The following is a 25282-nucleotide window of genomic DNA, read 5'->3' on the forward strand; positions in this document are numbered from 1 at the left end:
TTTTCGTTAATGCTAGATGTACTGTGTGATTCCGTTTGGATTCGAACCAAAGACCTACTGCTTAGAAGGCAGTTGCTCTATCCAACTGAGCTACGGAACCTTAATCAAAATAAAAAGTCAATTTATAATTGGTGTAAAACACGTCCTCATAAATTGACTTTTGTCGGGGTGGCAGGATTCGAACCTACGACCTCTTGGTCCCAAACCAAGCGCGATACCGGGCTACGCTACACCCCGAAAATTGACTGCGGAGAGAGAGGGATTCGAACCCTCGGTACCGTTACCAGTACGCATGTTTAGCAAACATGTCCTTTCGGCCTCTCAGGCATCTCTCCTAGCATTTAAGAGAGCACAAATGTACTAAATATATTTAATAAATGAAATATATGGCGAAAAAATTATTTTGCCATTACGTCAAAACTCGAGATAGATTTACCTTCTAAACTCGTTTTACCCATTAAAAACAGATCGATATTTCTAGCTGCTTCACGTCCTTCAGAGATTGCCCAAACTACTAATGATTGACCACGACGCGCATCACCAGCAATGAAAACTTTCTCATTATCAGATTGATAAGATGCATTCGCGGCCAGGTTACCACGCTCATCTGCATTCACTCCCATAGCGGTTAATTGATCGAATAAACCCGTGTGATCCGTGTGTAAAAAACCAGCCGCAATTAAAGCTAAATCACATGGAATTTTTCTGATATTTATTACCTCTTGCTCCATCTTTCCATCCTTCATATTATAAACGATGTCTCCAATGAGTAAAGCTTCTAGCTCACCTTTATCATTTTTGATAAATTCTTGTAACGAAATAGACCATAAACGCTCCGCTCCCTCATCGTGAGAAGTTGAAGTACGCAACATATTAGGCCAATTAGGCCAAGGTGTGTTTTCTGCTCTAGCCACTGGAGGCTTAGGCATTACTTCAATTTGTGTAATGGAAGCAGCTTTGTGGCGATTAGAAGTCCCTACACAATCAGAACCAGTGTCTCCACCGCCTATTACGACTACATGCTTTCCTTTGGCATGAATATCTGTATTCGCATATTTCTCTCCTTTGTGGTTTACTTCTAACGCAATAGACGCATTTCGCTTATTCTGCTGAGATAAAAACTCCATCGCAGGATAAATACCAATGGCATCATTTCCCTTTGCTGTGATAAAACGGGGAGTCGTACTTCCTGTAGCTACTAAAACGGCATCAAAATCATTCGTTAAGTTAGCTAACTTCTCCGTAGTTCCGATATTAGCATTGGTAATGAAGGTAATACCTTCTTGCTTCATTACTTCTACACGACGAGTAACTACCGATTTATCTAATTTAAAATCAGGAATACCATAGCGTAATAATCCTCCAATTTGATCTGCACGCTCATAAACCGTAACTAAGTGACCAGCTTTATTTAATTGCGCTGCAGCAGCTAAACCCGCTGGACCTGAACCGATAACAGCTATTTTTTTACCCGTACGCGTTTTAGGAATAAATGGAACAACCCACCCTTCTGAATAAGCCTTTTCAATGATTGATTTCTCAATCAATTCAATAGCCACTGCTGGTTTGTTAATACCTAATACACAAGCTGATTCACAAGGAGCTGGACAAATACGTCCCGTAAATTCAGGGAAGTTATTGGTCGTACTCAAAATATCATAGGCATACTTCCAATTTTGCTCATAAACCGCATCGTTGAATTCAGGAATGATATTCCCTAGAGGACATCCATTGTGACAAAAAGGTGTACCACAATCCATACAACGACTCGCCTGCGCTTCTGTTTCAGCTATAGAGTTTAATTGCTCAATTTCTTTGTAATCATTCACGCGCTCAGAAACAGCCCTTTTAGGAGCTAATTTGCGTTCAATTTCCAAAAATCCGGTTGGCTTACCCATTCTATCTTATTTTAAATCTACTTTAATATCTTGATACACTTTGTTTTTGTCTGCTAACACATCAGAGATGCTTAGTTTTCTAGAACTTAAGGCATTCTTGTAATCTACAGGCAATACTTTCTTGAATTGGCTTGCTAAGGCATTGAAATTATCATACACTAGCTTTCCTTTCATTGAACCCGTAAGAGCAACGTGTTTTTTCAAATACATCAATATGATGTTTTTATCTTCTGGCGTCAATTCGGTAATTTCTACCATTTCGCGATTCACTTTCGCATCAAACGTATTTTGTTCATCCAAGATGTAGGCTACACCACCAGACATACCTGCCCCGAAATTACGGCCTGTATTTCCTAAAATGATCACCAAACCTCCTGTCATATATTCACAACCATGATCACCAATACCTTCTACGACAACTTTAGCACCTGAATTTCTGACACAAAAACGTTCACCTGCCATACCCGCTAAATAAGCCTCACCAGAAGTAGCTCCGTAGAATGACACGTTGCCCACTATCGAATTCTCAGAGGCTTTGAAAGAAGCTAAAGGCGAAGGATAGGCTACGAGAGTCGCGCCACAAAGTCCTTTACCAATGTAGTCATTTGCATCTCCTTCTATTTCGAATTTGATACCTTTCACAGAAAATGCTCCAAATGATTGTCCAGCCGTTCCTTTGAACTTGATATTTATGGTATCAACAGGCAAACCTTTTTCACCATACTTCTTCGTTATTTCATTCGATAAAATGGTTCCTACTGAACGATTAACATTGATGATATCTAATTCACCACTTACTTTTTCACCTTTATCTATCGCAGGTTGAGCTATTTTCAATAATTCCCAGTCTAATTGATCTGCTAATCCATGATCTTGTTCCTCTGATTTGAATACAGCAACGCCTTCTTCTAATGCTGCTGGGGCCAAAATTGGGCTCAAATCAACATTTTTAAACTTCCAGTGTCCCGATAAATCTTTCATTTCTAATAGATCCACTCGACCCACCATCTCCTCTAGTTTACGGAAGCCTAATTCAGCCATAATTTCGCGCAATTCCTGCGCTAAAAAGTGGAATAAATTCACTACATGATCTGCTTGACCCGTGTATAAAGCCCTTAATTCTGGATTTTGGGTTGCCACTCCCACTGGACAGGTATTTAAGTGACACTTACGCATCATAATACAACCCGCAGTGACTAAGGCAGCCGTTGCTACTCCGAATTCTTCTGCTCCCAATAAGGCTGCTACGGCAATATCCTTTCCGGTTTTAATTTGACCATCTGCCTGAATCGTAACACGACCACGCAATTTGTTTTTCACTAAAGTTTGGTGCGTTTCCGCTAAACCAAGTTCCCACGGTAAACCAGCATGACGGATCGAAGACAAAGGAGATGCTCCAGTACCTCCATCATAACCTGCGATCAAAATGTGATCAGCATGTGCTTTCGCTACACCGGCAGCAATAGTTCCTACACCCGCTTCAGAAACTAATTTTACAGAGATTCTAGCGGCTCTATTCGCATTCTTTAAGTCAAAGATTAATTGTGCTAAATCTTCAATTGAATAGATATCGTGGTGCGGAGGAGGTGAAATTAAACCTACTCCTGGCGTACTATGACGAGTTTTACCAATCCAGTCATCTACTTTGTGTCCTGGTAATTGACCTCCTTCTCCTGGCTTTGCACCCTGCGCCATCTTGATTTGAAGTTCCTTCGCATTGGTTAAATAATGCGCCGTTACACCAAATCGACCAGAGGCCACTTGCTTAATAGCTGAATTCATTGAATCTCCATTCGCCATTTTTTCAAAACGAATTGGATCCTCTCCACCCTCACCGGTATTTGATTTACCACCAATACGGTTCATCGCGATAGCTAATGTGGTATGGGCTTCATACGAAATGGATCCAAAAGACATAGCTCCTGTAGCAAAACGGGCTAAAATATTTTCAACCGGCTCTACTTCATCAATCGAAATCGCTTTACTTGATTTGAATTTCAATAAACCACGTAAGGTGATGGACTTTTTGCTTTGGTCATCAATTAATTGCGCATACTTCTTGTACACAGAATAATCATTCTGCTTCGTGGCTTGCTGCAATAAGTGAATCGTTGCTGGATTGAATAAGTGCTCCTCTCCTCTTTGTTTCCATTGGTAAATACCACCTACTTCTAATTTAGGCGACTCTTGCTTGCGCAATTGATAACCAGAAGTATGCTTAATAAGGGCTTCTTTGGCAATCGTATCTAAGCTAATTCCGCCTATACGAGAGATGGAACCACTGAAATACGTATCTACTACGTCTTTACCTAAACCTAGAATTTCAAAAATTTGAGCCCCTTGGTAAGATTGCAAAGTAGAGATCCCCATTTTAGAGAAGATCTTCAGTAATTCCCCATTAACGGCTTTGATGTAATTGTACTCTAGTTTATCGTAGCTCAAGTCTTTGTTCACAAATCCTTGATCTTTCATCGCTTTGATCGTCTCAAAGGCCATATACGGATTTACCGCACTAGCACCATAACCGATCAACGTCGCATAATGGTGTGTTTCCCACACATCCCCTGCTTCGATAATAATACCCACTTTTGCTCTTTTCTTCGTACGAATCAAGTGATTGTGAACAGAAGCCAAGGCTAATAAAGACGGAATAGGCGCATGTGAACTATCAATACCACGATCTGTCAATAAAATGATTGAATAACCATCATCCACCGCATCTTCTGCGTATTGATTAATACGGTCCAAAGCCTTTTTCAACACTCCTTCCTCCTCAGAAGCGCGGAAAGTCATGTGAATGGATTTTGTTTGGAAATTTTCATGGTCAATCCAACGGATCTTCTCCACCTCTTTGTTACGTAGAACAGGTTGTTGGATCTCGATTTGACGACAATGGGTAGGACTTTCCTCTAATAAGTTCGATAGACCTCCGATATCTGACAAAAGAGACATAACCATTCTCTCCCGGATGGGGTCAATCGGTGGATTCGTCACCTGGGCAAATAATTGCTTGAAGTAAGAAGATAAGTGTTGAGCCTTCTCAGATAAAACCGCTAATGGCGTATCAATACCCATAGAACCTAATGCTTCCTTCCCAGTTTCAGCCATTTGGGCTAAAACGATGCGGATATCTTCGGTTGTAAACCCAAAAATTTGTTGTCTAGAAACTAGCTCGATCGCCTTCGGTTGTCTGTACTCAGATCCGGCTTCTGGAAGATCTTCCACACGAATCTTATTGTTAACCAGCCACTCTCCATACGGTTGTTGTTGGCAAATCTTTTCTTTTAATTCTTCGTCTGGAATGATACGTCCTTGCTCCATGTCCACTACGAACATTTTACCTGGTTGTAAGCGTCCTTTCGATACAATCGCGGCTGGATCTAAATCTAAGACACCTGCTTCTGAAGCCATGATAACATGGTCATCTGACGTTACCCAATAACGAGATGGACGCAATCCATTTCTATCCAATGTAGCGCCAATCATTTTTCCATCCGTAAACGAGATACTGGCTGGACCATCCCAAGGCTCCATCATCGCCGCATGGTACTCGTAGAAATCCTTTTTGTATTTCTCCATACTCTCATTACCATCCCATGCTTCCGGGATTAACATCATCATGACATGTGGTAAAGAGCGACCTGTTAAATACAATAATTCAATAGCATTATCTAAAATCGCAGAATCGGACTGTCCTAAACTACATACCGGAAGAATCATGTCTAATTCTTCTTGAGTAAAGTATTTGCTTGAGAATAAAGCGGATTGCGCTTGCATCCAAGATGAGTTACCTTTTACCGTATTGATCTCTCCGTTGTGCGCGATAAAGCGGAATGGTTGAGCTAATTTCCACTCTGGGAAGGTATTGGTAGAGAAACGGGAGTGTACGATGGCCAAAGCCGAAGTAAAGTTCTCCTGGAATAAATCCAAGAAGTAACCCGGAACCTGCATGGTCGTTAACATACCCTTATAAATGATGGTACGGCAAGACAAAGAGGCAAAATAAAACTTATTGTTTAGGCCCGCAATTGTTTCATTTAACAACTTAGACACATATTGTCTGAAAACATAAAGCTTTCTTTCAAAATCAATTTCAGTCGCGCAATCTGCTGGTCTTTCAATAAACAATTGTTGAATAGACGGCTCTGCGTTTCCTGAATCTGCTCCTGTGATTTCCGAATTATCTACAGGAACTATTCTATAACCTAAAATACGTAATCCTAATTTCTTAGACTTACGCTCAATGACTTCTTTGCATTCTTTAATAAGCGTTTCGTCTTTAGGGAAAAAGACCATCCCTACTCCATAGTTTCCTAATGAAGGTAAAGCAAAACCTAAAGAACTAGTTTCTTCTAAGAAGAATTCGTGAGGGAGTTGCACTAAGACACCTGCGCCGTCTCCTGAATTAGGGTCACAACCACAAGCCCCTCTGTGATCCATACGAATCAACATTTTGATGGAATCTTGAACAATGCGATGCGATTTGATACCTTTTAAACTGGCAACAAATCCAATACCACATGCATCGTGTTCAAATTCTTTTCTGTACAAACCTACTTCATTCGGATTTCTCATAGGAAACTATAAATATTCTAATATAAACAATAATGAATCGAAAACAACTGAACCTGACTACTGGGTCATTTCAGATAGATAATATACCTAATTTCAAATTTAATTAAAAATAAATTTGGCAAAACGATCTATAGACAAAATATTCTTCTGAATTTGAATTATCAGAAATGCAACACAAAAAATCTTGCTATAGTGCAATTTTAATCATAATCCTCTCCATAAGACTCTCCAAATTCGCTCTCTCCCTCTGTATCGTCCTCGTCTTGGAACTCATTTTCTAAGTCATTCAAATAGATAGCATCGACTCCTTCCTGCACGGTATTCAACAAGGTAAGGTTTTCAATTTTAGCTGCATCTAATCGTTCAGCAATTGGATCGCTTTTAGTAACCACAACAAAAAGTCCACCTTCATTAGTACAAATTTTAGTCCCTTTGCGGATAGCGGAAACCCCAAATCCATCTAAATCTTCAATTTTACCTATATTTAAGATCATGTTAGCGTAGTCTTTTTTAAACAAAAGACGGATAGCATTTTCTAATTCCTCAGCGTTAGCTGATCCTAATTGTTCTGCCTTCCAATCAATAACGGCATAACTTTCGTTTTGTTCGAGTTGAAATGAATTCATATTAGACATGTTGCAAATACTGGATTGTGTTGTTATAAATACGGTTATAAATATCTTCTTGAGGTTCTTTGTGAAATGGTAAGCCTGTGATTTCCTCGTATAACAAAATGTAACGTTCAGAAATTTGCTGAACGAATTCATCTGTAATGGTGGGTATATTCTGACCTTCTTTTCCTTGGAAACCATTAGCTATTAGCCACTCACGAACGAATTCTTTCGATAATTGTTTCTGAGCCTCTCCTTTCGCGAATAATTCAGCATACGGTTCCTTATAAAAATAACGAGACGAATCAGGTGTGTGAATTTCATCCATTAACATGATCTTCCCTTCATAAAGACCAAATTCGTATTTCGTATCGACTAAAATCAAGTTTTTTTCAGCTGCCATTTCCTGCCCTCTTAGGAACAATTGATGTGTGATGGCACATAGTTCATCCATGTGGCCTCTTGAAACAATGCCTTGTTCAATAATCGCCGCTACAGAAATATCTTCGTCGTGTCCTTCACTTGCCTTTGTGGTGGGCGTAATAATAGGAGTAGGCAGTTGTTGATTCTCTACTAAACCATCCGGTAAGGTGACACCACAAACGCTTCGTTTTCCAGCTTTGTATTCACGCCAAAGATGTCCTACTAAATAACCCCGAATAACCATTTCGATGGCAAATGGCTCGCATTTTAAACCATAAGCCGCATTAGGATCTGGTGTAGCCACTAACCAATTAGGCACGATATCAGCCGTCTTCTGTAGAAAATAGCTGGCAATTTGATTTAAGACCTGACCTTTAAAGGGAATTAACTTAGGAAGAACGACATCAAATGCTGAAATACGATCTGAAGTAATCATCAGTAAATGGTCTCCTATTCCATAGACATCACGTACCTTTCCTCTATAGAAAGACGTCTGATTAGGGAATTGATAAGGGGCTGGAATCATGGTTTGGCTAATTAATAGATAAGATTTTTTTGCTTCTTCTTCATTAAGTCAAGTAAAGATAAAGCTTCTTGTGTATTTATTTTTTGAGTTTGGCTGATCATTTGAGCTGAACTGGCTTGTTTCTTTAATTTGTTCTGAGGAAAATTGATTGCGTACAATTCAAATGCTTTAACGAGTGTATCTACATTTCCATTTTGAATGATAGAACGATGTAAATCAGTATATCCCTCCCGAGTATGACCATTTAAAGCCATAAAATAACTATATAAAATGTCATTAGAGATACTTTGATCTTTAATCAATAGGTGTTCTCCCTGAATCGAATTCTTATGTGTTTTTAATTCCAGAATGGCGATAAGGTGCTCGACTTCCGGGTTTGTATAGAGCGTAAAATGTTGAAGAGTTTGTGCATTACGTAACGCTGCCTCATATTGATGCGAAGCAATTTGCTTGTTAAGTAGTGTAATTTGGGCATTGTATTCTTCTGATGATTTAGCGAATATACCATCATAGAATAAAATAAAAAGATAGAATAAGGTAGAAAACATCTAAATTTTAATGGCTTTGGCTGTAAAAACACTATCAATAAATACTAAAATAACGATTAAAACTACTAAATACACTCTAACATAGGAGCCTCCAATCCAGCCATTCAGGGTATTAGTTGAAAAGATTGAAGATTTATTGCTTTCAATCGAAGTAGCTTGCCATCGGTCATTAGTTAAACCAAACAACTCAAACTGATCCTCAGAGGGGTGCTTAGGTGGTGTGGGTGTTAATACGTGTTTATGGTGAGATAATTTAGATCCATTAGCCTGTTCTAGCAAATTTAAAAATGACTCTTTGTTCGTTCGTGGGATCACTAGAAAGAATTCATCGCGCTTCCCTTCGTAGATACCTAGGCTGTAATTTCCTTTTTCAGGTAGTTCATTCAATTTATCTCGGAGCGCGTTCCATGTTAAACTGGAGCTATTATTAGCGATGACAAATAAGGTCGAACCTGCTTTTTGGCCTATGGAATCACTATTTTGCTTTCCATTTATGGTGTATAGACAGAGAGCCATAAAGGTTACTAAAAGCATAAAACGGAGAATATATTTAAAAACGACTATTCTCGAGATTTGAAATACCTTTCCTTTGGCTATATAATACTTATAAGCAATCAATAGGCAGGAACCCATAAATAATCCAACCAATAAAATACCAATTTCCTTTAAATTCATAAAAGGGGGTAAATTCAATTAAAATTAAATTGCTATTTTTACAATTCTATCAAAAATAGCATGGATATATTAAAAAGTAAGCGTCTCGATCACCTAAAATATGAAATTCGAGGACCTGTGTATGATAAAGCGTTAGCTCTTCAAAATCAGGGTTACAAGATCACTTCCTTGAATATAGGTAATCCCGCCGCCTTTGGCTTTGAAACGCCAGACGAGATTGTCCATGATATTATTGTAAATATACGAAATGCTCAGGGATATGTTGATTCCCGAGGTCTATTTGCTGCGCGCAAAGCGGTCATGCAGTATTACCAAAACTTAGGTGTTAAGAATATTTTAATAGAAGACATCTATATAGGAAATGGGGTTAGTGAGCTTATTTCCTTAGTGATGACTGCCCTATTGAATACAGATGATGAAGTATTAATCCCTTCGCCAGATTATCCGCTGTGGACGACTGTGGCAGGTTTAGCAGGCGGAAAAGCGGTGCATTACATTTGCGCAGAAGAGAAAGATTGGGCTCCCGATTTAGCCGATATTGAAGCTAAAATAACCGCTAAAACGCGGGCTATTGTTTTAATTAATCCTAATAATCCTACAGGAGCAGTTTACTCGGAAGAAACAGTGAAGCAAGTGGTGGCCTTAGCGGCTAAGCATCAGCTTGTTCTCTTCGCAGATGAAATATATGATAAAATTTTGTTTGATGGAACAGCTCACCATACGGCAGCCGGTCTTTCTGATGATATTTTGATTATCACGATGGGAGGATTGTCTAAAAATTACCGGGCGGCAGGGTTTAGAGGTGGTTGGATGATTTTGACAGGTGCAAAACACAAAGCTAAATCTTATATTGAGGGGTTGAATTTCTTATTCAGCACGCGACTGTGTGCGAATGTGATCACACAATATGGAATTCAAACGGCATTGGGCGGATATCAGTCTATTAATGATTTAGTGGCTAAAGAAGGCCGCTTAAACCGTCAAATGAACCTTGCGTATGAACGTATTAATGCCATAGATGGAGTTAGCGCAGTTAAGCCTAAAGGTGCTTTGTATTTATTCCCTAAAATAGATTTAACTAAATTCAATTTTGAAGACGATAACCATTTTGTGATGTCTTTACTAGAAGAACAAAAAATTCTAGTGGTAGGTGGTCAAGGGTTTAACTTCAAAGGAAAGGATCACTTTAGAATCGTCTTTCTCCCGCATGTAGAACAATTAGGTGTGGCTCTAGATAAAATTGCCTTACATTTTGAAAATTACCGTAAATGATTTTTAACGAATTCTCTCGGAAGCAAAAGCTGTTTATATTCCTTTTTGGAGTATTCTTAACGAATGCAATCGTGGCGGAGATAATTGGTGTTAAGATTGTTAGTATTGAGCGGACGCTTGGATTTTCGCCTTTACATTGGGCAACACCATGGGGGGATTTTTGGGATTTAAATCAAACGGCTGGAGCCTTAAACTGGCCTTTGGTATTTATTACTTCCGATATTATTAACGATTATTTTGGAAAAAAAGGGGTTCGATTCATCTCTTTCACAACTGCCCTATTTATCGCATTTTCCTTCCTAATTATTTATACAGCGACTTTATTAGTACCAGCGGATTTTTGGGTGGAGGTAAACAAGGGGTCCGAAAATTTTAATATCAATTCAGCATTTGCGAGAATATTTCGTCAAGGATTGGGAATTATTCTGGGATCGTTATCCGCGTTTTTAGTTAGCCAAATCATTGATGCGTTGGTTTTTGAAAAGATTAAATCCAGAACGGGTTCTAAGCACATTTGGTTGAGAGCTACTGGTTCCACCTTGATTTCACAATTAATAGATAGCGTGTTAGTAATTGGTATTGCTTTCTATGCATTTGGAAATTGGACTTTTGCACAATGGATGAATGTTTCCTTCAATAATTACTTCTACAAATTTATAGTAGCTATTCTATTTACGCCTATACTTTACCTAGCTCATTGGTTAATTGAAAAGTATCTAGCTAAGGATAAAGCGCTTTAAATTATCCGCAATCACGGCAGTTGAAATACCTACGTTTAAAGATTCTGCTTCACCAAAAGCAGGAATGGTAATTTGTTCATCTAAGCTTTCCATTATTTCCTCCCGTATTCCATTGGATTCATTACCTAAAATAATAAAACCCTTATCTGGAAACTGATAGTGATGGATATTTTCGCCATTCAGAACGGCTCCAATCTTTTTATATTCCGGGTGTTCTTTGAAAAAAGTAGGTAAATCAACGTAGGTAAATTCGATGCGCGAGAACGAACCCATGGTAGAAATAATTACTTTGGGATTATAAAACTCGGTGCAATCCTCCGAAAGTACTAGTTGCTTGAAACCATACCAGTCGCAAATACGAATAATAGTTCCCAAATTACCTGGATCCCGAATACCATCAAGTACGATTGTATACCGATCTTGAATGATAAATGGAGGAAATTTCTTTTGTTGAACGACAGCTAGTCCAATCTGATTGTTAACTAAGGTGCTTAATTTTTGAATACTCTCTGCATCCAAAAAATAGATAGGAGCTTTTGATTGTTGACTAATTTGATCGGCGAGAGAAACATGAACTTCGTTCAACAGGAAAAAATCTACTGTAAAGTCAGACTTTAACAATTCAAGTAGCGACTTCTCCCCTTCCACTAAAAATAAATCATTCTCTTTTCTTCCTTTTTTAGAATGTAGGGAATTAATTAACTTTATTTGTTTATTAGTTAGCATCTCTTGAAGAATCAATCAATTATCGGTTTTATTATCCTCAGTATAGGGCTCATTTCTTGTGGTCAATACCACTCCTTTGAGATCCCGAGTCCGGTTATAAATCAAATTAACTTAACGGGTAATCGCCAAATTTCTAAAGCTGAATTACGCACCAATGTAATGGGCGTTAAGAATTCATATCGCCGATTACTGCCTGCAAAATTATACACTTATCTGGGCATTAAAAGGAAAAGAAAAGATTCTCTTGAAATTAAACCTAGTTTCATTCAATTCTTTAAGTCCCCTAACCCTAGTTATAATTTAGCATGGTTAACGACAAACAAGGTACAAATCGAACGCTATTATCGAGAAAATGGCTTCTTAAAAGCCAAGATAAAGTCGAATGTAGATTCTATAGCTAATTTAGTTAATGTAACTTTTGAGATTGAAGAAGGAGAACCTAGTTATTTCACAAAAGAGGACTCGCTTTCGGTTGATAATCCCATTTTAGCAGAGCACGTTAATTCTTACATAAAAGAAAATAGTCTAATTCGTCCCATGGGTCGGTTAAAATTAGAGGTATTAAAAAAGGAAAAAGAGCAATTAAGTCATCATTTGCGAAACGAAGGTTATTATTATTTTTCGCCGGATGCTGTAGGTATCCGGATTAATGATGTGAAAGATTCGACATTGCGACGCATTTCGCTTTATTATAAAATACCGGAGTTTAAGAATCATACACTTATTGCTAATTATGATCGCCTTTATCGCATAGGTGTTCCGGAATTTAGTATCTCAGATCCTTTTGGAAATCCAGCAGAACATCCGCCTTTAAAGAGTCTAAGTAAGTTAATCAACCTTCAGGAGGATGACTTGTATTCAGTCGATTTATTTAATCAGAGTTTAAAGAATATCTACCTAACAGATCAGTTTAAAACGGTATCTATTCGATTCGACACGACGAGAACTAGGTTGTTTCCTAAGATTGAGTTATTCCAAAATGAAAAATACAATTTTAGCTCTGAATTAGGAGGTAGCATATTTAGAGGAATACCAGGGCCTTTTCTAACGAATTCATTTAAAGTCAGACGGCTTTTTTCGAGTTTAGATTATTTTGATTTTTCTACACGAATCGGATATGAAGCTCAATCTGGATTTATTAATACGACAGATACGCGTAATAATTTAGAATTGAACGTTTCTGCCTCCATCAACTTCCCTAGTCTGTACTTGCCTAAGGCATTGATAGGAAAATTAGGTTCCTATTACGGAGCAAAGACTTCCGTGGGTGTTGGTTTTGATTTCATTAATCGTCCGGAATACCAACGTACTAATTTGAATTTGTTTCAACGATATACTTGGCAAAAAAGTGAATATAGCTTCTTTACATTTTCTTTGATTAACCTCAATTTATTAAATACCATTTATCCGGAGACTGCCACATCAGATTCATTTAAAGCCTATTTAGATGAATTAAAAGGTAAAGGGAATAATTTATACCGAAGTTTCAATCCCAGTTTTGTGAGTAGTTTGTCATTTCAATACATTTACCGGGACTTACTACCCAGCAATGAGTTGAAGAATGGAAAAATTTTTCAAATTGGGCTCGAATCTGGAGGTTCGACCTTAAATTTTGTTCCGAGTCATAAATTTAGTTACGTAACTGACCTGTTGAATAGTGGACAAGATATCCAGTTTTACCGCTTTTTACGGTTGAATTTTGATTACCGCAAGTATAAAATGCTAGGTCGAAATCAGAAATCTCAATTTGCATTTAAACTCATAGGAGGAGTAGCCTATGCCTATGGTGATGAAAATGACTATCAATTACCTTATGAAAAAAACTTTTTCATCGGTGGGCCTTCTAGCGTCAGAGCATGGAAACCGCGTCGTTTGGGACCAGGCTCTTATGTTTCCTCGTCAAGTCTAGTAGAGCAGCCGGGTAGTATTTTAATAGAATCATCGATTGAATATCGATTTAGATTATTCCCTTTATTTGGCCAAATGAATGGAGCCTTCTTCGTGGATGCAGGTAATGTTTGGAATATGACACAAGGAAATACGGATCCTAGTACCCAATTTCATTTGAGTGACTTCTATAATCAGATTGCGGTAGGCACAGGCTTTGGCCTTCGTTGGGATTTTGACTTCTTTCTATTGCGCCTTGATTTGGCGACGAAGGTCATTAATCCGGCTAACCCTGTAAATCAAAAATGGGTTCTGTCACAAACTTCTTTCGAAGGAGGACAAAACCCAATTGAATTTAATATTGGTATTGGCTATCCTTTTTAAGGGGATTATTTGCGTGCCATTACCTTGATTGCTTTGGCTACGATAGCTTCTGCATTTAAACCATATTTCTCCATTAATTCGGCTGGCTTTCCTGATTCACCAAATGAATCATTCACCCCTACGAATTCCATTGGCGTAGGATGATTCATGGCTAAATATTGTGCCACTGAATCCCCTAATCCACCATTGTACTGATGCTCCTCAGCCGTCACAACACAACCTGTCTTTTTAACTGAAGTTAAAATAGCTTGCACATCTAATGGTTTAATCGTGTGGATGTTAATTACTTCTGCTTTAATACCCTTATCTAATAAAGCTTCAGCAGCTTGAATAGCTTCCCAAACTAGGTGACCAGTAGCTAAAATTGTTACATCCGTACCCTCTACTAAATGCAAAGCTTTACCGATTTCAAATTTCTGATCCTCTGGTGTGAATACCGGAACCACTGGGCGTCCAAAACGTAAATATACTGGACCTTCGTAATCGGCAATGGCGATGGTAGCTGCCTTAGTTTGGTTGTAATCACATGGGTTAATAACCACCATACCAGGCAACATCTTCATTAAGCCGATATCTTCCAAGATTTGGTGTGTTGCTCCATCCTCTCCTAGCGTTAAACCTGCGTGTGAACAACAGATCTTGACGTTCTTTCCAGAATAAGCAACTGATTGACGGATTTGGTCATAAACACGACCCGTTCCAAAGTTAGCAAAGGTCGTAGCGAAAGGAATAAAACCACCTAACGTTAAACCTGCTGAAATACCAATCATGTTCGCTTCTGCGATACCTGTTTGGAAAAAACGCTCAGAGCTATTCTTGATAAATCCTTCTAATTTCATTGAACCAATTAAATCAGCGCACAATGCGACCACTTTAGGGTTATGCTGACTTAAATACTCCATACCTGCTCCAAAACCTGAGCGTGTATCCTTTTTTGTTTCGTAGGTAAATAATGCCATTTCTATCTGATTAATAATCGCCTAAAGTTTCTTCTAATTGCGCTAATGCGTCTTGTAATTGTTGGTCATTAGGTGCCACACCATGCCACTTATGAGAATACATCATGAAGTCTACACCAGCACCCATTTCCGTTTTCATGATGATCATGATTGGAGATCCTTTTCCTAACTCCGCTTTGGCCTTATTTAATGTATTTTGAATATCCTCCGCATTATTACCGTCCATGCGCATCACATTCCATCCGAATGCTTTGTATTTCGCTTCTAAATCACGGTTGCTCATTACTTTCTCTGTAGGGCCATCAATTTGCTGTCCATTTTCATCAATGAAAGCGATCAAATTGTCCACCTTGTGATGAGGAGCATACATCGCAGCTTCCCATACTTGGCCTTCATTTTGCTCGCCATCACCCATTAAACAGAAAACGGTAGACTTGTCACCATTTAATTTCTTTGCTTGTGCAGCTCCAATAGCCACACTAAGACCTTGTCCTAAAGATCCTGACGCAATACGAATACCTTCTAAATGTTCGTGTGGCGTAGGGTGGCCTTGAAGACGTGTGTCAATTTTTCTAAATGTAGCTAATTCAGCCGTAGGGAAATAACCCCGACGAGCTAACACACTGTAGATTAAAGGAGAGATGTGTCCATTGGACAAGAAGAATAAATCCTCATTTGTTCCATCCATATCAAACACTACTTTTCCGGTAGCATCTGTTTTCAGATTCATCGTGCTGAAATACAGATCTACTAAAAGATCTGTACAACCTAATGATCCACCTGGGTGACCGGACTGGCACCCGTGAACCATTCTTAAAATGTCTCTACGAACCTGAGAGCTAATTTTTTGTATTTCTTGTGTTTGCATGGTAGGTGATTAGTGAATTTGAGAACTGTGGTTCTTTGTATCCACCTTTTCGATAATGTCAATAATAATTCCGTTTTCGTCGATGATAAACGTAGTTCTTGCTACGCCCATATATTGCTTCCCGTACATCGATTTCTCTACCCATACTCCAAAAGCTTCCGCTAATTGATGTTCAGGATCAGATAAAAGAGGGAAAGCTAAATTGTATTTTGCTTTAAACTTCGTGTGAGAGGCATTGGTATCAATACTTACTCCTACTACTTGAAAACCTTTGGCTTGAAGTGCATCTAGATTTTCATTCAGATTGCAGGCCTGAGCAGTACAACCGGGTGTATTATCCTTGGGATAAAAATACAAGACTGTTTTCTTTCCACTAGGGATAGCAAAATTGTTTCCGTCAGAGTCCACCATGGATATGGTAGGAGCTGCATTACCTATTTGTAGTTTCATATTATGAGATAGCTAATTCAAATAAGGGAGAATCCTCTAATGCCCCAGTCAATACATCTCCGATGGCAACAGGACCCACACCCGCAGGTGTACCGGTAAAAATATAATCCCCCGTTTTTAACGTAAAATACTTAGAGACTTCTTCTATCAGTTCTGCTACATTCCAAATCATCAACTCAGAATTTCCATCTTGAACTAATGCTCCGTTCTTATGCAACGTAAAATGAATAGGGTTTTCTAAAATAGCAGGTACAAAAGGCTGCATTGCACTAACAAAGGCAGAACCATTAAAAGCTTTCGCTTTTTCCCAAGGAAGTCCTTTTTCCTTTAATTTACTCTGTACATCTCTAGCTGTAAAGTCAATACCTAAGCCGTAAGAATCGATGTACTTGTGTGCAAATTTTGCTTCAATATTTTTGCCCACTTTGCCTATCCTAAATACTAGCTCAAGTTCGTAATGAACATCAGAGGAGAATTTAGGATAGTAAAAGTGACTATTTGCATCTATTAAAGCCGTATCTGGCTTTAAAAAGACCACCGGTTCAGTAGGCCTTTCATTCGATAATTCAGTAATATGATCTACGTAATTACGACCGATGCAAATAATTTTCATGGCTTATTTCAATACTTCTGATACTAAACGAGCGGCATCTTTTAATAAAACAGCTGAGAATACTTTCAAGCCAGAGTTATTAATGATCGCAGCACCTTCTTCTGCATTTGTTCCTTGAAGACGAACAATGATAGGGATATTAATCTCACCAATGTTTTTGTACGCTTCTACAACTCCATTTGCAACGCGATCACAACGAACGATACCACCAAAGATATTGATCAAGATTGCTTTTACATTGGGATCTTGTAGGATAATACGGAAACCAGCTTCAACTGTTTTCGCGTTTGCTCCACCCCCTACATCAAGGAAGTTAGCGGGATCGCCACCAGATAATTTAATAATATCCATAGTAGCCATCGCCAAACCAGCTCCGTTTACCATGCAACCTACGTTACCATCTAATTTAACGTAGTTAAGATCATTTTCAGATGCTTCTACTTCTAATGGATCTTCTTCTTCGATATCACGTAAAACCGCTAAGTCTTTGTGACGGAATAAAGCGTTATCATCTAAGTTCACTTTAGCATCTACCGCTAAGATTTTATCATCAGATGTCTTCAACACAGGGTTGATTTCGAACATAGATGAATCAGTCTCTACATAGGCACGGTACAATGATTGGATGAATTTAACCATCTCTTTCAAAGCAACACCACTTAAACCTAAAGCAAAGGCTACCTTACGTGCTTGGAAGTCTTGTAGACCTACACGTGGATCGATCCATTCTTTAATGATTTTTTCTGGACTATGCTCCGCTACCTCTTCGATGTCCATTCCACCTTCCGTACTTGCCATGATGACATTGCAAGCCTTTGCGCGGTCTAATAAGATCGATAAATAGTATTCCTTCGGCTCAGAATCGCCAGGATAATACACATCCTCAGAAATTAAAACTTTGTTAACTTTCTTTCCTTCAGGACCAGTTTGATGCGTAATTAATTGCATTCCCAATATTTGAGAAACGCGCTCTTTTACTTCATCTAAACTTTTAGCTAGTTTAACACCGCCCCCTTTTCCACGGCCACCCGCATGAATTTGAGCTTTAACAACAAACCATCCCGTGCCAGTCTGAGCTTTTAATTGCTCAGCCGCTGAAATAGCGTTGTCAACAGAGTCAATCACAATTCCTTCTTGAATGCGCACTCCGTAACCTTTTAAGATTTCTTTCGCTTGATATTCGTGAATATTCATTTAGTAAAATTTTAATTTCGTGAAATTACTATTTATTTGCGTAAATATTAAATAACCAGTCATTCATTCGTATTTTCTAAAAAAAAGACAAAAAAATGTTAGAATTAAAAAATATTTCCAAAAGTTATGGAACTCAATTAATTCTAGACAATATCTCTTTACAAGTAAAGGAGTCTGAAATGGTGAGTATTTTAGGCCCATCAGGATCTGGTAAAAGTACGCTGCTTCAGATTATGGGCTTATTAATGAAAGCAGATGCTGGTCAGATATACTTAGATGGGATTGATTATGCTGCGCTGGTAGAAAAAGATCAAGCTACATTCCGAAATCAGAAACTAGGTTTCGTCTTTCAGTTTCATCATTTATTAGGCGAGTTTACTTGTGAAGAAAACATCAAGTTCCCTCTCTTTATTAAAGGTGGTAAACTGGGTGAAGCTGATTTAGAACTATTTGATAAAATAGTCCAAACCTTAGGCATTCAACCCATTCTGCATAAATTACCTTCACAAATATCAGGTGGAGAGCAACAGCGAGTAGCGGTTGCCCGCGCTTTGATTAATCGCCCTACCCTCTTGTTAGCGGATGAGCCCACAGGTAATTTGGATAATAAGAATGCAGAAACATTGTATGCTCTGTTTGTTGAATTAAAAGCGGTTTGGCAACAACGGATAATCATGGTTACGCACAATGAGAAATTAACCTCCCATTCTGATCAGGTTATTTATCTAAATTCCGGTAGAATCGAATAGAATTACTGCCAAAATGTCATAAATTTGCAATCTAAATTTCATTGATTGTAAAATGCAAGATTTAAAAGTACTGACGAAGGAAGAGAAAGAGGGTTTGGATGTTCCGAGAATTTCGGAGGATCAGGTGGCAGAGAACTCTTTTGGAAGAAAGGTTTATATCGAAAGTTATGGCTGTCAAATGAATTTTGCAGACTCCGAAGTCGTGACCGCCATCCTACAAGAAAACGGTTATTTTACAACGTCAAACGTTAAAGAAGCGCATACTATCTTATTAAATACGTGTGCTATTCGCGAGAATGCGGAACACAAAATTCGCCATCGTCTTCAGGTATTCACTCATTTAAAGGCAAAGAATCCTGCATTAACTGTAGGGATTTTAGGTTGTATGGCGGAACGCTTGAAGACTAAATTAATCGATGATGAAAAGATTGTCGATTTAGTAGCCGGTCCAGATGCGTATCGTGATCTTCCTGCGCTATTAGACGAAGTTTCGAATGGCCAAAAAGCCATCAACGTTTTCCTCTCTCGCGAGGAAACTTACGGCAACATCGAACCTGTTCGACTAAATTCAAACGGTGTTACGGCAATGGTCAGTATCATGCGTGGTTGCGACAATATGTGTACTTTCTGCGTTGTTCCTTATACGAGAGGACGCGAAAGATCACGTGATTTACCATCAATTATCGCAGAATGCGAGAAATTATTCCAGCAAGGTTATCGGGAAGTAACTTTACTTGGTCAAAACGTAGACTCCTACAAATGGACCTCTGAAGAGGGTCAATTGGTCAATTTTGCCCATTTACTGGAGGCCGTTGCCTTAGTCAGTCCTTTGTTACGCGTTCGATTCTCTACTTCGCATCCAAAAGATATCACAGACGAAGTATTGTATACGATGAAGAAATACGATAACATCTGTAAGAATATACATTTACCTGCACAGAGCGGGAGTAATCGAATTTTGGAATTAATGAAGCGTTCGTATACTCGAGAATGGTACCTAGACCGAATTAAGTCCATCCGAAACATTTTAGGTGAAGAATGCGGCGTTTCTCAAGATATGATTGCTGGGTTCTGCACTGAGACTGAAGAAGATCACCAGGACACTTTATCCTTGTTAGCGGAAGTAGAATATGATTTTGGATATATGTTCGCTTATTCTGAGCGACCAGGAACACCAGCGGAAAAGAAATTAACGGATGATGTGCCAGAAGAAGTAAAGATGCGTCGTCTACAGGAAATCATTGATTTACAACGCATTCATTCAGCTAAACGCAATGAAATGTGGGTAGGCAGAAAGGTTCAAGTATTAATAGAGGGAGATTCAAAGAAATCGAAACTACATCACTTTGGAAAAATAGATTCAAATAAAGTGGTCGTATTCCCTAAAGGAAGCGAAGTTAAAGGAGATTATGTGTATGTCAATGTAACTCATTGTACATCAGGAACTTTATTAGGTGAATTATGTTAGATAATAGTCATCTTGCCAGTATAAAAGCACGATTTGGGATCATTGGCAATGCCCCTGCCCTTTTGCGTGCCATTTCTGTAGCGGAACAAGTAGCAGCGACGGATATGACCGTATTGATTACAGGGGAAAGTGGTTCAGGTAAAGAATCCTTTTCTAAAATTATTCATTCCCTTTCTAAACGCAAACATGGTGCCTTTATCGCTGTAAACTGTGGTGCAATACCGGAAGGAACGATTGATTCTGAATTGTTTGGGCATGAGAAAGGATCTTTTACAGGTGCTATTGAAGCGCGTAAAGGATATTTTGAAGTAACGGATGGTGGAACCATCTTTCTAGATGAAATAGCCGAAATGCCTCTAGGTACTCAAGCACGGTTGTTGCGTGTGTTAGAGAATGGGGAATTTTACCGTGTTGGATCCTCTAAAGTACAAAAGACCAATGCGCGCGTTGTGGCTGCCACGAATCTCAACTTACAGCAGGCCATTGAAAAAGGAAAATTCAGAGAGGATCTGTATTATCGATTAAGTACAGTTCCTATTTACGTTCCACCTTTGCGTGAACGCGGAGATGACATTGAATTACTTTTTAGGAAGTTTACGACTGATTTTTCGGAATCACATCGAGTAAAACCGATTATGCTGACGAAAGAAGCAAAAGATTTGCTTCAAAAACAGCGTTTTCCAGGTAATATACGTCAATTAAAAAATTTGGCAGAACAAATTTCAGTTTTGGAATTAGGCGATCGAATAATAGATGAATTGCAGTTACAGTATTATTTGGACTTCAATGAGCCCAAATTAGGCAATTCGGTTGTCAAATCAGATGCTTTTTCCGGTCCTGAGGGAATGAATGAGCGGGAGATCTTGTATAAAATCTTGTTTGATTTAAAGCGAGATGTAACAGAATTGAAAAAGATATTATTGAAAGTAGTGGAATCAGATCAGTCCAAAGCGTACGAGATTCTACACGATAATATGGCTATCTTTGAGGATGTTAGAAATCATCCTGAAGTGAGTAATACCCCTTCTGGATTATCTTTACCTGTACACGAGCAAGAGGAGATGAAATATGAAGATGAACCCATTGATTCGAATTATGAAGAGGTCATCTTACCTGCTAACGATGTGACGTTATCCTTAGAGAAACAAGAAAAAGAAATCATTATCCGAGCCTTAAAGAAGAATAAGAACAAACGTAAGTACGCGGCAAAAGATTTAGGGATCTCGGAGCGTACTTTGTACCGTAAAATCAAGCAATATGATTTGGAAGAAATGGATTAATGTATTCGTTTTAGGAGCAGTAATAGTGGGTTTATCCTCCTGTTATAGCTTTAAAGGAGCTAGTTTAGATCCTAACCTTAAAACAATACAAGTCAGCAATATCCGCATGGAAACAGCTGGTGGTCCCGCTAACCTTAGTTTGGAATTAAATGAAAAGTTAAAAGAGTACTTTCAGCGCAATACCTCATTAAAGATTAATAATAAGAACCCTGATTTATTAATTGAGGGAAGTATTGTAGGTTATGAATTAACGCCTCAAGCACCTACTGGAGATGATAAAGCCGGATTAAATCGCATTACATTGCGTGTTCAATTTCGGTTGATAAATCGCTTAGATGAGGACAAGAATTTTGAACAAGAATTTTCATTCTATCAAGATTTTCCACAAAGCCAGACATTGACACAAGTGGAAAAAGCTTTGATTCCTAAATTAGTAGATCAGATTATTTTAGATTTGTTTAATAAAATTGCGGGAGACTGGTAATATGGAAACTTCGAAAGCACAAAAGCTTTGGTTCTTATTGAACAAAATTGATCGGTCGGATCAAATGGACCTAAATCAGGATAAAGCTATTTATCCCTATTTCTATTTACTTCATTGGAATGAGCGTTTTTCTATTTTAAAGCAGCAAAAGATTGCGCTTCAGTCTTCTCAACGCAGACAATACTTTGAGTCTATTTATGATATTTCTAGTGAAATGGAAGAAATACCAGAAATTATTCCTGCAGAAGAAATCAAAGCCCTACAAGATTCCCTTATTGATCAGTTTATTTTAAATCAGCCTACTTTAGCTAAACCCAAAAGAAGTGATTTAGATGATACCCCTCAAGAAGATTTAGCAGCCACAACGTTTGCCCTACCCGTATCTGAAACGGTGGCTATTCTATTAACAAAGCAAGGTAAATATTTACAAGCGATTGAATTATATGAGAAGTTAAGTTTGATTAAACCTGAAAAAAGACTTTACTTTGCAACTCGAATTTTAGAAATACAAAATTTACTAACAGAATAAATATGTTTACTTTATTAATTTCATTGATTGTTATCTTTTCAGCCTTGTTAGTTGTGCTTATTTTAGTACAAAACCCGAAAGGTGGTGGTATTAGCGGAGAATTTTCTTCTTCTGGGGCTACACAGATGTTTGGCGTTCAGAAAACGGGGGATCTTGTGGAACAATTAACTTGGGGTTTCTCCATTGCTATTTTGGTTTTAGTTTTAGTTACTAATTTCACTTTATCTGATGCTAAAGAAACAAGTACTTCTGTAAACGTAGAAAAAGCAGCTACTAAAACGGTACCTGTTGCTCCTGCTCCAGTAGCGCCTAAGCAATAGTTTTTACTTATATAGCCTTTTTAATACTGCCAAAATTTCAGCAATGAGTTTTGGCATTATTATTGTATGAGCCTTTGTACCATGTTCGCATGGATGTATAATCTCTAATTTAAAATTAAATTTATAACACATGTCAAATTTAAGTATTAAGCCCTTAGCGGATCGGGTTGTTGTAGAACCAGCTCAAGCTGAAGAAAAAACAGCATTTGGTATCATTATTCCTGACACAGCGAAAGAGAAACCACAAAAAGGAACAATCGTAGCGGTGGGAAATGGAAAGAAAGACGAGCCTATCACTGTAAAAGTAGGTGATTCGGTTTTGTACGGTAAATACTCTGGTACAGAAATCATTATTGATGGTAAAGATTACCTAATCATGCGTGAGTCTGACATTTTTGCAGTTTTATAATTTTAACAATTCATTAATTACAAAATCATATGGCAAAGGAACTATTTTTCGACAGCGAAGCGCGCGAAAAGATGAAAAGAGGGGTTGATACCCTTGCAAATGCAGTTAAAGTAACTTTAGGACCTAAAGGTCGCAATGTTATTATTGATAAGAAATTCGGTTCACCATCGATTACAAAAGATGGTGTATCGGTAGCAAAAGAAATTGAATTAGAGGACGCTGTGGAAAACATGGGTGCTCAATTAGTAAAAGAGGTTGCTTCTAAAACCGCTGATCAGGCTGGTGACGGTACAACTACTGCCACTGTATTAGCTCAATCTATCTACACCATTGGTTCTAAAAACGTAGCTGCGGGTGCCAATCCAATGGATTTGAAACGCGGTATAGAGAAGGCGGTTGACGCAATCGTAGCTGATTTGAAAAAACAATCTCGTGCGATCACCACTTCTAAAGAAATTGCTCAGGTAGCAACGATTTCTGCAAACAATGATTCTGAAATCGGAACGATGATTTCTTCAGCTATGGAGAAAGTCGGTCGTGAAGGTGTTATTACCGTAGAAGAAGCTCGTGGTACTGAAACTGAAGTAAAAACAGTAGAAGGTATGCAGTTCGATCGTGGTTATTTATCTGCTTACTTCGTAACAAATACAGACAAAATGGAGGTTGAATTAGAAAAACCATTCATTTTGATCTCTGAGAAGAAAGTTTCTTCAATGAAGGAATTGCTTCCTGTATTAGAGGCAGTAGCACAAACTGGTCGTCCCCTATTGATCATCTCTGAAGATGTGGATGGAGAGGCTTTAGCTACTCTAGTTGTTAACAAAATGCGCGGAGCATTGAAAGTGGCTGCTGTGAAGGCTCCAGGTTTCGGTGATCGTCGTAAAGCGATGCTAGAAGATATCGCGATCTTAACGGGCGGTACTGTTATCGCAGAAGAAAGAGGTTTCAAATTAGAAAATGCAACGATCGAATATTTAGGTCAAGCTGAGAAAGTGATCATTGACAAAGACAATACGACTATTGTAAATGGCGCTGGATCAAAAGACAATATTGAAAATCGTGTGAATCAGATCAAAGCTCAAATCGAGAATACAACATCTGATTACGATCGTGAGAAATTACAAGAGCGTTTAGCTAAGTTATCCGGTGGTGTAGCTATTCTTTACATCGGTGCTGCTACGGAAGTAGAGATGAAAGAGAAGAAAGACCGCGTTGATGATGCATTACACGCTACTCGTGCCGCTGTTGAAGAAGGTATCGTAGCTGGTGGTGGTGTCGCACTTATTCGCGCTATCCAATCTTTAGATAAATTAAAAGGCGAGAATGAAGATCAATTAACAGGTATCAACATCATCCGTCAAGCAGTTGAATCACCATTACGTACTATCGTTGCGAATGCGGGTGGTGAAGGTTCTGTAGTAATCAATGCTGTAAAAGCTGGGAAAGATGATTTCGGTTATAATGCACGCGAAGATAAATATGAAAATATGATCGCTGCGGGTATTATTGACCCTACTAAGGTTACACGTTTAGCATTGGAAAATGCAGCGTCTATCGCAGGCTTGTTGTTAACAACAGAGTGTGTGATTGCTGACAAACCGGCAAACGAACCAGCTCACGGACATGGCCCAGGTGGCGGTGGAATGGGTGGAATGATGTAATTTTAATTAGATTAATCCTTGAAAACTCCCCAT

At 38.5% G+C, this 25282-nt stretch carries 23 protein-coding genes and 3 tRNA genes; 11 read left to right on the forward strand and 15 right to left on the reverse strand.

Annotation, left to right across the window (positions count from 1 at the left end; all coding sequences use genetic code 11):
• Positions 1-26 precede the first annotated feature (26 nt).
• From EWU21_RS09355 to EWU21_RS09395, 9 genes are all read right to left on the reverse strand, one after another.
• Positions 27-100, reverse strand: a tRNA-Arg gene (locus EWU21_RS09355).
• Between the two features lie 63 nt (positions 101-163).
• A tRNA-Pro gene (locus tag EWU21_RS09360) sits at positions 164-237 on the reverse strand.
• An 11-nt stretch (positions 238-248) separates the two neighbouring features.
• Positions 249-335 (reverse strand) — tRNA-Ser (locus EWU21_RS09365).
• Between the two features lie 63 nt (positions 336-398).
• Positions 399-1898, reverse strand: coding sequence for a glutamate synthase subunit beta (locus EWU21_RS09370; RefSeq protein WP_130896699.1), 1500 nt, complete (start codon positions 1896-1898; stop codon positions 399-401).
• 6 nt (positions 1899-1904) lie between these two features.
• Positions 1905-6473, reverse strand: a complete 4569-nt coding sequence (gene gltB / locus EWU21_RS09375; RefSeq protein WP_130896700.1) for a glutamate synthase large subunit — start codon at positions 6471-6473, stop codon at positions 1905-1907.
• A gap of 200 nt (positions 6474-6673) precedes the next feature.
• Positions 6674-7099, reverse strand: a complete 426-nt coding sequence (locus EWU21_RS09380; RefSeq protein ID WP_130896701.1) for an STAS domain-containing protein — start codon at positions 7097-7099, stop codon at positions 6674-6676.
• A 1-nt stretch (position 7100) separates the two neighbouring features.
• Positions 7101-8033 carry a phosphoribosylaminoimidazolesuccinocarboxamide synthase gene (locus EWU21_RS09385; protein ID WP_130896702.1) on the reverse strand — a complete coding sequence of 311 codons (933 nt, stop codon included), beginning with the start codon at positions 8031-8033 and terminating at the stop codon, positions 7101-7103.
• Between the two features lie 11 nt (positions 8034-8044).
• Positions 8045-8581 (reverse strand): hypothetical protein, encoded by a 537-nt coding sequence (locus EWU21_RS09390; protein ID WP_130896703.1) that lies wholly within the window; start codon positions 8579-8581, stop codon positions 8045-8047.
• Positions 8582-9115 carry a hypothetical protein gene (locus EWU21_RS09395; protein WP_130896704.1) on the reverse strand — a complete coding sequence of 178 codons (534 nt, stop codon included), beginning with the start codon at positions 9113-9115 and terminating at the stop codon, positions 8582-8584. It abuts the gene before it with no gap.
• Positions 9116-9316: 201 nt separating this feature from the next.
• Between EWU21_RS09395 and EWU21_RS09400 the strand changes: the two genes are divergently transcribed.
• Entirely contained in the window at positions 9317-10528 is a 1212-nt protein-coding gene (locus EWU21_RS09400; protein ID WP_130896705.1) for a pyridoxal phosphate-dependent aminotransferase, read from the forward strand.
• On the forward strand, positions 10525-11268 hold the full coding sequence (locus EWU21_RS09405) for a queuosine precursor transporter (RefSeq protein ID WP_130896706.1): 744 nt from the start codon (positions 10525-10527) through the stop codon (positions 11266-11268). Before EWU21_RS09400 ends, EWU21_RS09405 begins: the two co-directional genes overlap by 4 nt.
• On the opposite strand, the gene EWU21_RS09410 is transcribed toward EWU21_RS09405, so the two are convergent.
• Positions 11245-11994, reverse strand: coding sequence for a TrmH family RNA methyltransferase (locus EWU21_RS09410; RefSeq protein ID WP_130896707.1), 750 nt, complete (start codon positions 11992-11994; stop codon positions 11245-11247). The two genes, EWU21_RS09405 and EWU21_RS09410, sit on opposite strands and share 24 nt — an antisense overlap.
• A 3-nt stretch (positions 11995-11997) precedes the next feature.
• Between EWU21_RS09410 and tamL the strand changes: the two genes are divergently transcribed.
• Positions 11998-14265 (forward strand): translocation and assembly module lipoprotein TamL, encoded by a 2268-nt coding sequence (gene tamL / locus EWU21_RS09415; protein WP_130896708.1) that lies wholly within the window; start codon positions 11998-12000, stop codon positions 14263-14265.
• A 5-nt stretch (positions 14266-14270) separates the two neighbouring features.
• Here tamL and EWU21_RS09420 read toward each other — a convergent pair whose 3' ends face one another.
• The 5 genes from EWU21_RS09420 to sucC are packed head-to-tail and all read right to left on the reverse strand — an operon-like array spanning position 14271 to position 18349.
• Positions 14271-15224: a transketolase family protein gene (locus EWU21_RS09420; RefSeq protein WP_130896709.1), complete on the reverse strand. Its 954-nt coding sequence runs from the start codon at positions 15222-15224 to the stop codon at positions 14271-14273.
• A 10-nt stretch (positions 15225-15234) separates the two neighbouring features.
• A complete protein-coding gene (locus EWU21_RS09425) occupies positions 15235-16092 on the reverse strand; it encodes a transketolase (protein ID WP_130896710.1) in 858 nt (285 codons plus the stop codon).
• A gap of 9 nt (positions 16093-16101) precedes the next feature.
• A complete protein-coding gene (bcp, locus tag EWU21_RS09430) occupies positions 16102-16542 on the reverse strand; it encodes a thioredoxin-dependent thiol peroxidase (RefSeq protein ID WP_130896711.1) in 441 nt (146 codons plus the stop codon).
• A gap of 1 nt (position 16543) precedes the next feature.
• Positions 16544-17155: a fumarylacetoacetate hydrolase family protein gene (locus EWU21_RS09435; RefSeq protein ID WP_130896712.1), complete on the reverse strand. Its 612-nt coding sequence runs from the start codon at positions 17153-17155 to the stop codon at positions 16544-16546.
• A 3-nt stretch (positions 17156-17158) separates the two neighbouring features.
• Complete coding sequence (gene sucC / locus EWU21_RS09440; RefSeq protein WP_130896713.1) at positions 17159-18349, reverse strand: ADP-forming succinate--CoA ligase subunit beta; 1191 nt, start codon at positions 18347-18349, stop codon at positions 17159-17161.
• A 95-nt stretch (positions 18350-18444) separates the two neighbouring features.
• Between sucC and EWU21_RS09445 the strand changes: the two genes are divergently transcribed.
• From EWU21_RS09445 to groL, 8 genes are all read left to right on the forward strand, one after another.
• Complete coding sequence (locus tag EWU21_RS09445) at positions 18445-19098, forward strand: ABC transporter ATP-binding protein (protein WP_130896714.1); 654 nt, start codon at positions 18445-18447, stop codon at positions 19096-19098.
• 52 nt (positions 19099-19150) lie between these two features.
• The gene (gene miaB, locus EWU21_RS09450; protein WP_130896715.1) at positions 19151-20566 is read left to right on the forward strand and encodes a tRNA (N6-isopentenyl adenosine(37)-C2)-methylthiotransferase MiaB; all 1416 of its coding nucleotides are present in this window, start codon (positions 19151-19153) and stop codon (positions 20564-20566) included.
• Complete coding sequence (locus EWU21_RS09455) at positions 20560-21846, forward strand: sigma-54 interaction domain-containing protein (protein WP_130896716.1); 1287 nt, start codon at positions 20560-20562, stop codon at positions 21844-21846. The genes miaB and EWU21_RS09455 overlap by 7 nt, the downstream gene beginning before the upstream one ends.
• Positions 21824-22330: an LptE family protein gene (locus EWU21_RS09460; RefSeq protein ID WP_130896717.1), complete on the forward strand. Its 507-nt coding sequence runs from the start codon at positions 21824-21826 to the stop codon at positions 22328-22330. Before EWU21_RS09455 ends, EWU21_RS09460 begins: the two co-directional genes overlap by 23 nt.
• 1 nt (position 22331) lies before the next feature.
• Positions 22332-22859 carry a hypothetical protein gene (locus tag EWU21_RS09465; RefSeq protein WP_130896718.1) on the forward strand — a complete coding sequence of 176 codons (528 nt, stop codon included), beginning with the start codon at positions 22332-22334 and terminating at the stop codon, positions 22857-22859.
• A 2-nt stretch (positions 22860-22861) separates the two neighbouring features.
• Positions 22862-23179, forward strand: coding sequence for a preprotein translocase subunit SecG (gene secG, locus EWU21_RS09470; protein WP_130896719.1), 318 nt, complete (start codon positions 22862-22864; stop codon positions 23177-23179).
• 130 nt (positions 23180-23309) lie between these two features.
• Entirely contained in the window at positions 23310-23588 is a 279-nt protein-coding gene (locus EWU21_RS09475) for a co-chaperone GroES (RefSeq protein WP_130896720.1), read from the forward strand.
• 29 nt (positions 23589-23617) lie between these two features.
• The gene (gene groL, locus EWU21_RS09480) at positions 23618-25249 is read left to right on the forward strand and encodes a chaperonin GroEL (RefSeq protein ID WP_130896721.1); all 1632 of its coding nucleotides are present in this window, start codon (positions 23618-23620) and stop codon (positions 25247-25249) included.
• Positions 25250-25282 lie beyond the last annotated feature (33 nt).

This window comes from Aquirufa antheringensis (assembly GCF_004307425.1).
Taxonomy (GTDB): domain Bacteria; phylum Bacteroidota; class Bacteroidia; order Cytophagales; family Spirosomataceae; genus Aquirufa; species Aquirufa antheringensis.

What these genes read in the sequence shown, in the direction of transcription:
- EWU21_RS09370 (WP_130896699.1), bottom strand. Translation starts at nt 1,898, where the DNA reads ATGGGTAAGCCAACCGGATTTTTGGAAATTGAACGCAAATTAGCTCCT.
- gltB (WP_130896700.1), bottom strand. Translation starts at nt 6,473, where the DNA reads ATGAGAAATCCGAATGAAGTAGGTTTGTACAGAAAAGAATTTGAACAC.
- EWU21_RS09380 (WP_130896701.1), bottom strand. Translation starts at nt 7,099, where the DNA reads ATGAATTCATTTCAACTCGAACAAAACGAAAGTTATGCCGTTATTGAT.
- EWU21_RS09385 (WP_130896702.1), bottom strand. Translation starts at nt 8,033, where the DNA reads ATGATTCCAGCCCCTTATCAATTCCCTAATCAGACGTCTTTCTATAGA.
- EWU21_RS09390 (WP_130896703.1), bottom strand. Translation starts at nt 8,581, where the DNA reads ATGTTTTCTACCTTATTCTATCTTTTTATTTTATTCTATGATGGTATA.
- EWU21_RS09395 (WP_130896704.1), bottom strand. Translation starts at nt 9,115, where the DNA reads ATGCTTTTAGTAACCTTTATGGCTCTCTGTCTATACACCATAAATGGA.
- EWU21_RS09400 (WP_130896705.1), top strand. Translation starts at nt 9,317, where the DNA reads ATGGATATATTAAAAAGTAAGCGTCTCGATCACCTAAAATATGAAATT.
- EWU21_RS09405 (WP_130896706.1), top strand. Translation starts at nt 10,525, where the DNA reads ATGATTTTTAACGAATTCTCTCGGAAGCAAAAGCTGTTTATATTCCTT.
- EWU21_RS09410 (WP_130896707.1), bottom strand. Translation starts at nt 11,994, where the DNA reads ATGCTAACTAATAAACAAATAAAGTTAATTAATTCCCTACATTCTAAA.
- EWU21_RS09420 (WP_130896709.1), bottom strand. Translation starts at nt 15,224, where the DNA reads ATGGCATTATTTACCTACGAAACAAAAAAGGATACACGCTCAGGTTTT.
- EWU21_RS09425 (WP_130896710.1), bottom strand. Translation starts at nt 16,092, where the DNA reads ATGCAAACACAAGAAATACAAAAAATTAGCTCTCAGGTTCGTAGAGAC.
- bcp (WP_130896711.1), bottom strand. Translation starts at nt 16,542, where the DNA reads ATGAAACTACAAATAGGTAATGCAGCTCCTACCATATCCATGGTGGAC.
- EWU21_RS09435 (WP_130896712.1), bottom strand. Translation starts at nt 17,155, where the DNA reads ATGAAAATTATTTGCATCGGTCGTAATTACGTAGATCATATTACTGAA.
- sucC (WP_130896713.1), bottom strand. Translation starts at nt 18,349, where the DNA reads ATGAATATTCACGAATATCAAGCGAAAGAAATCTTAAAAGGTTACGGA.
- EWU21_RS09445 (WP_130896714.1), top strand. Translation starts at nt 18,445, where the DNA reads ATGTTAGAATTAAAAAATATTTCCAAAAGTTATGGAACTCAATTAATT.
- miaB (WP_130896715.1), top strand. Translation starts at nt 19,151, where the DNA reads ATGCAAGATTTAAAAGTACTGACGAAGGAAGAGAAAGAGGGTTTGGAT.
- EWU21_RS09455 (WP_130896716.1), top strand. Translation starts at nt 20,560, where the DNA reads ATGTTAGATAATAGTCATCTTGCCAGTATAAAAGCACGATTTGGGATC.
- EWU21_RS09460 (WP_130896717.1), top strand. Translation starts at nt 21,824, where the DNA reads ATGATTTGGAAGAAATGGATTAATGTATTCGTTTTAGGAGCAGTAATA.
- EWU21_RS09465 (WP_130896718.1), top strand. Translation starts at nt 22,332, where the DNA reads ATGGAAACTTCGAAAGCACAAAAGCTTTGGTTCTTATTGAACAAAATT.
- secG (WP_130896719.1), top strand. Translation starts at nt 22,862, where the DNA reads ATGTTTACTTTATTAATTTCATTGATTGTTATCTTTTCAGCCTTGTTA.
- EWU21_RS09475 (WP_130896720.1), top strand. Translation starts at nt 23,310, where the DNA reads ATGTCAAATTTAAGTATTAAGCCCTTAGCGGATCGGGTTGTTGTAGAA.
- groL (WP_130896721.1), top strand. Translation starts at nt 23,618, where the DNA reads ATGGCAAAGGAACTATTTTTCGACAGCGAAGCGCGCGAAAAGATGAAA.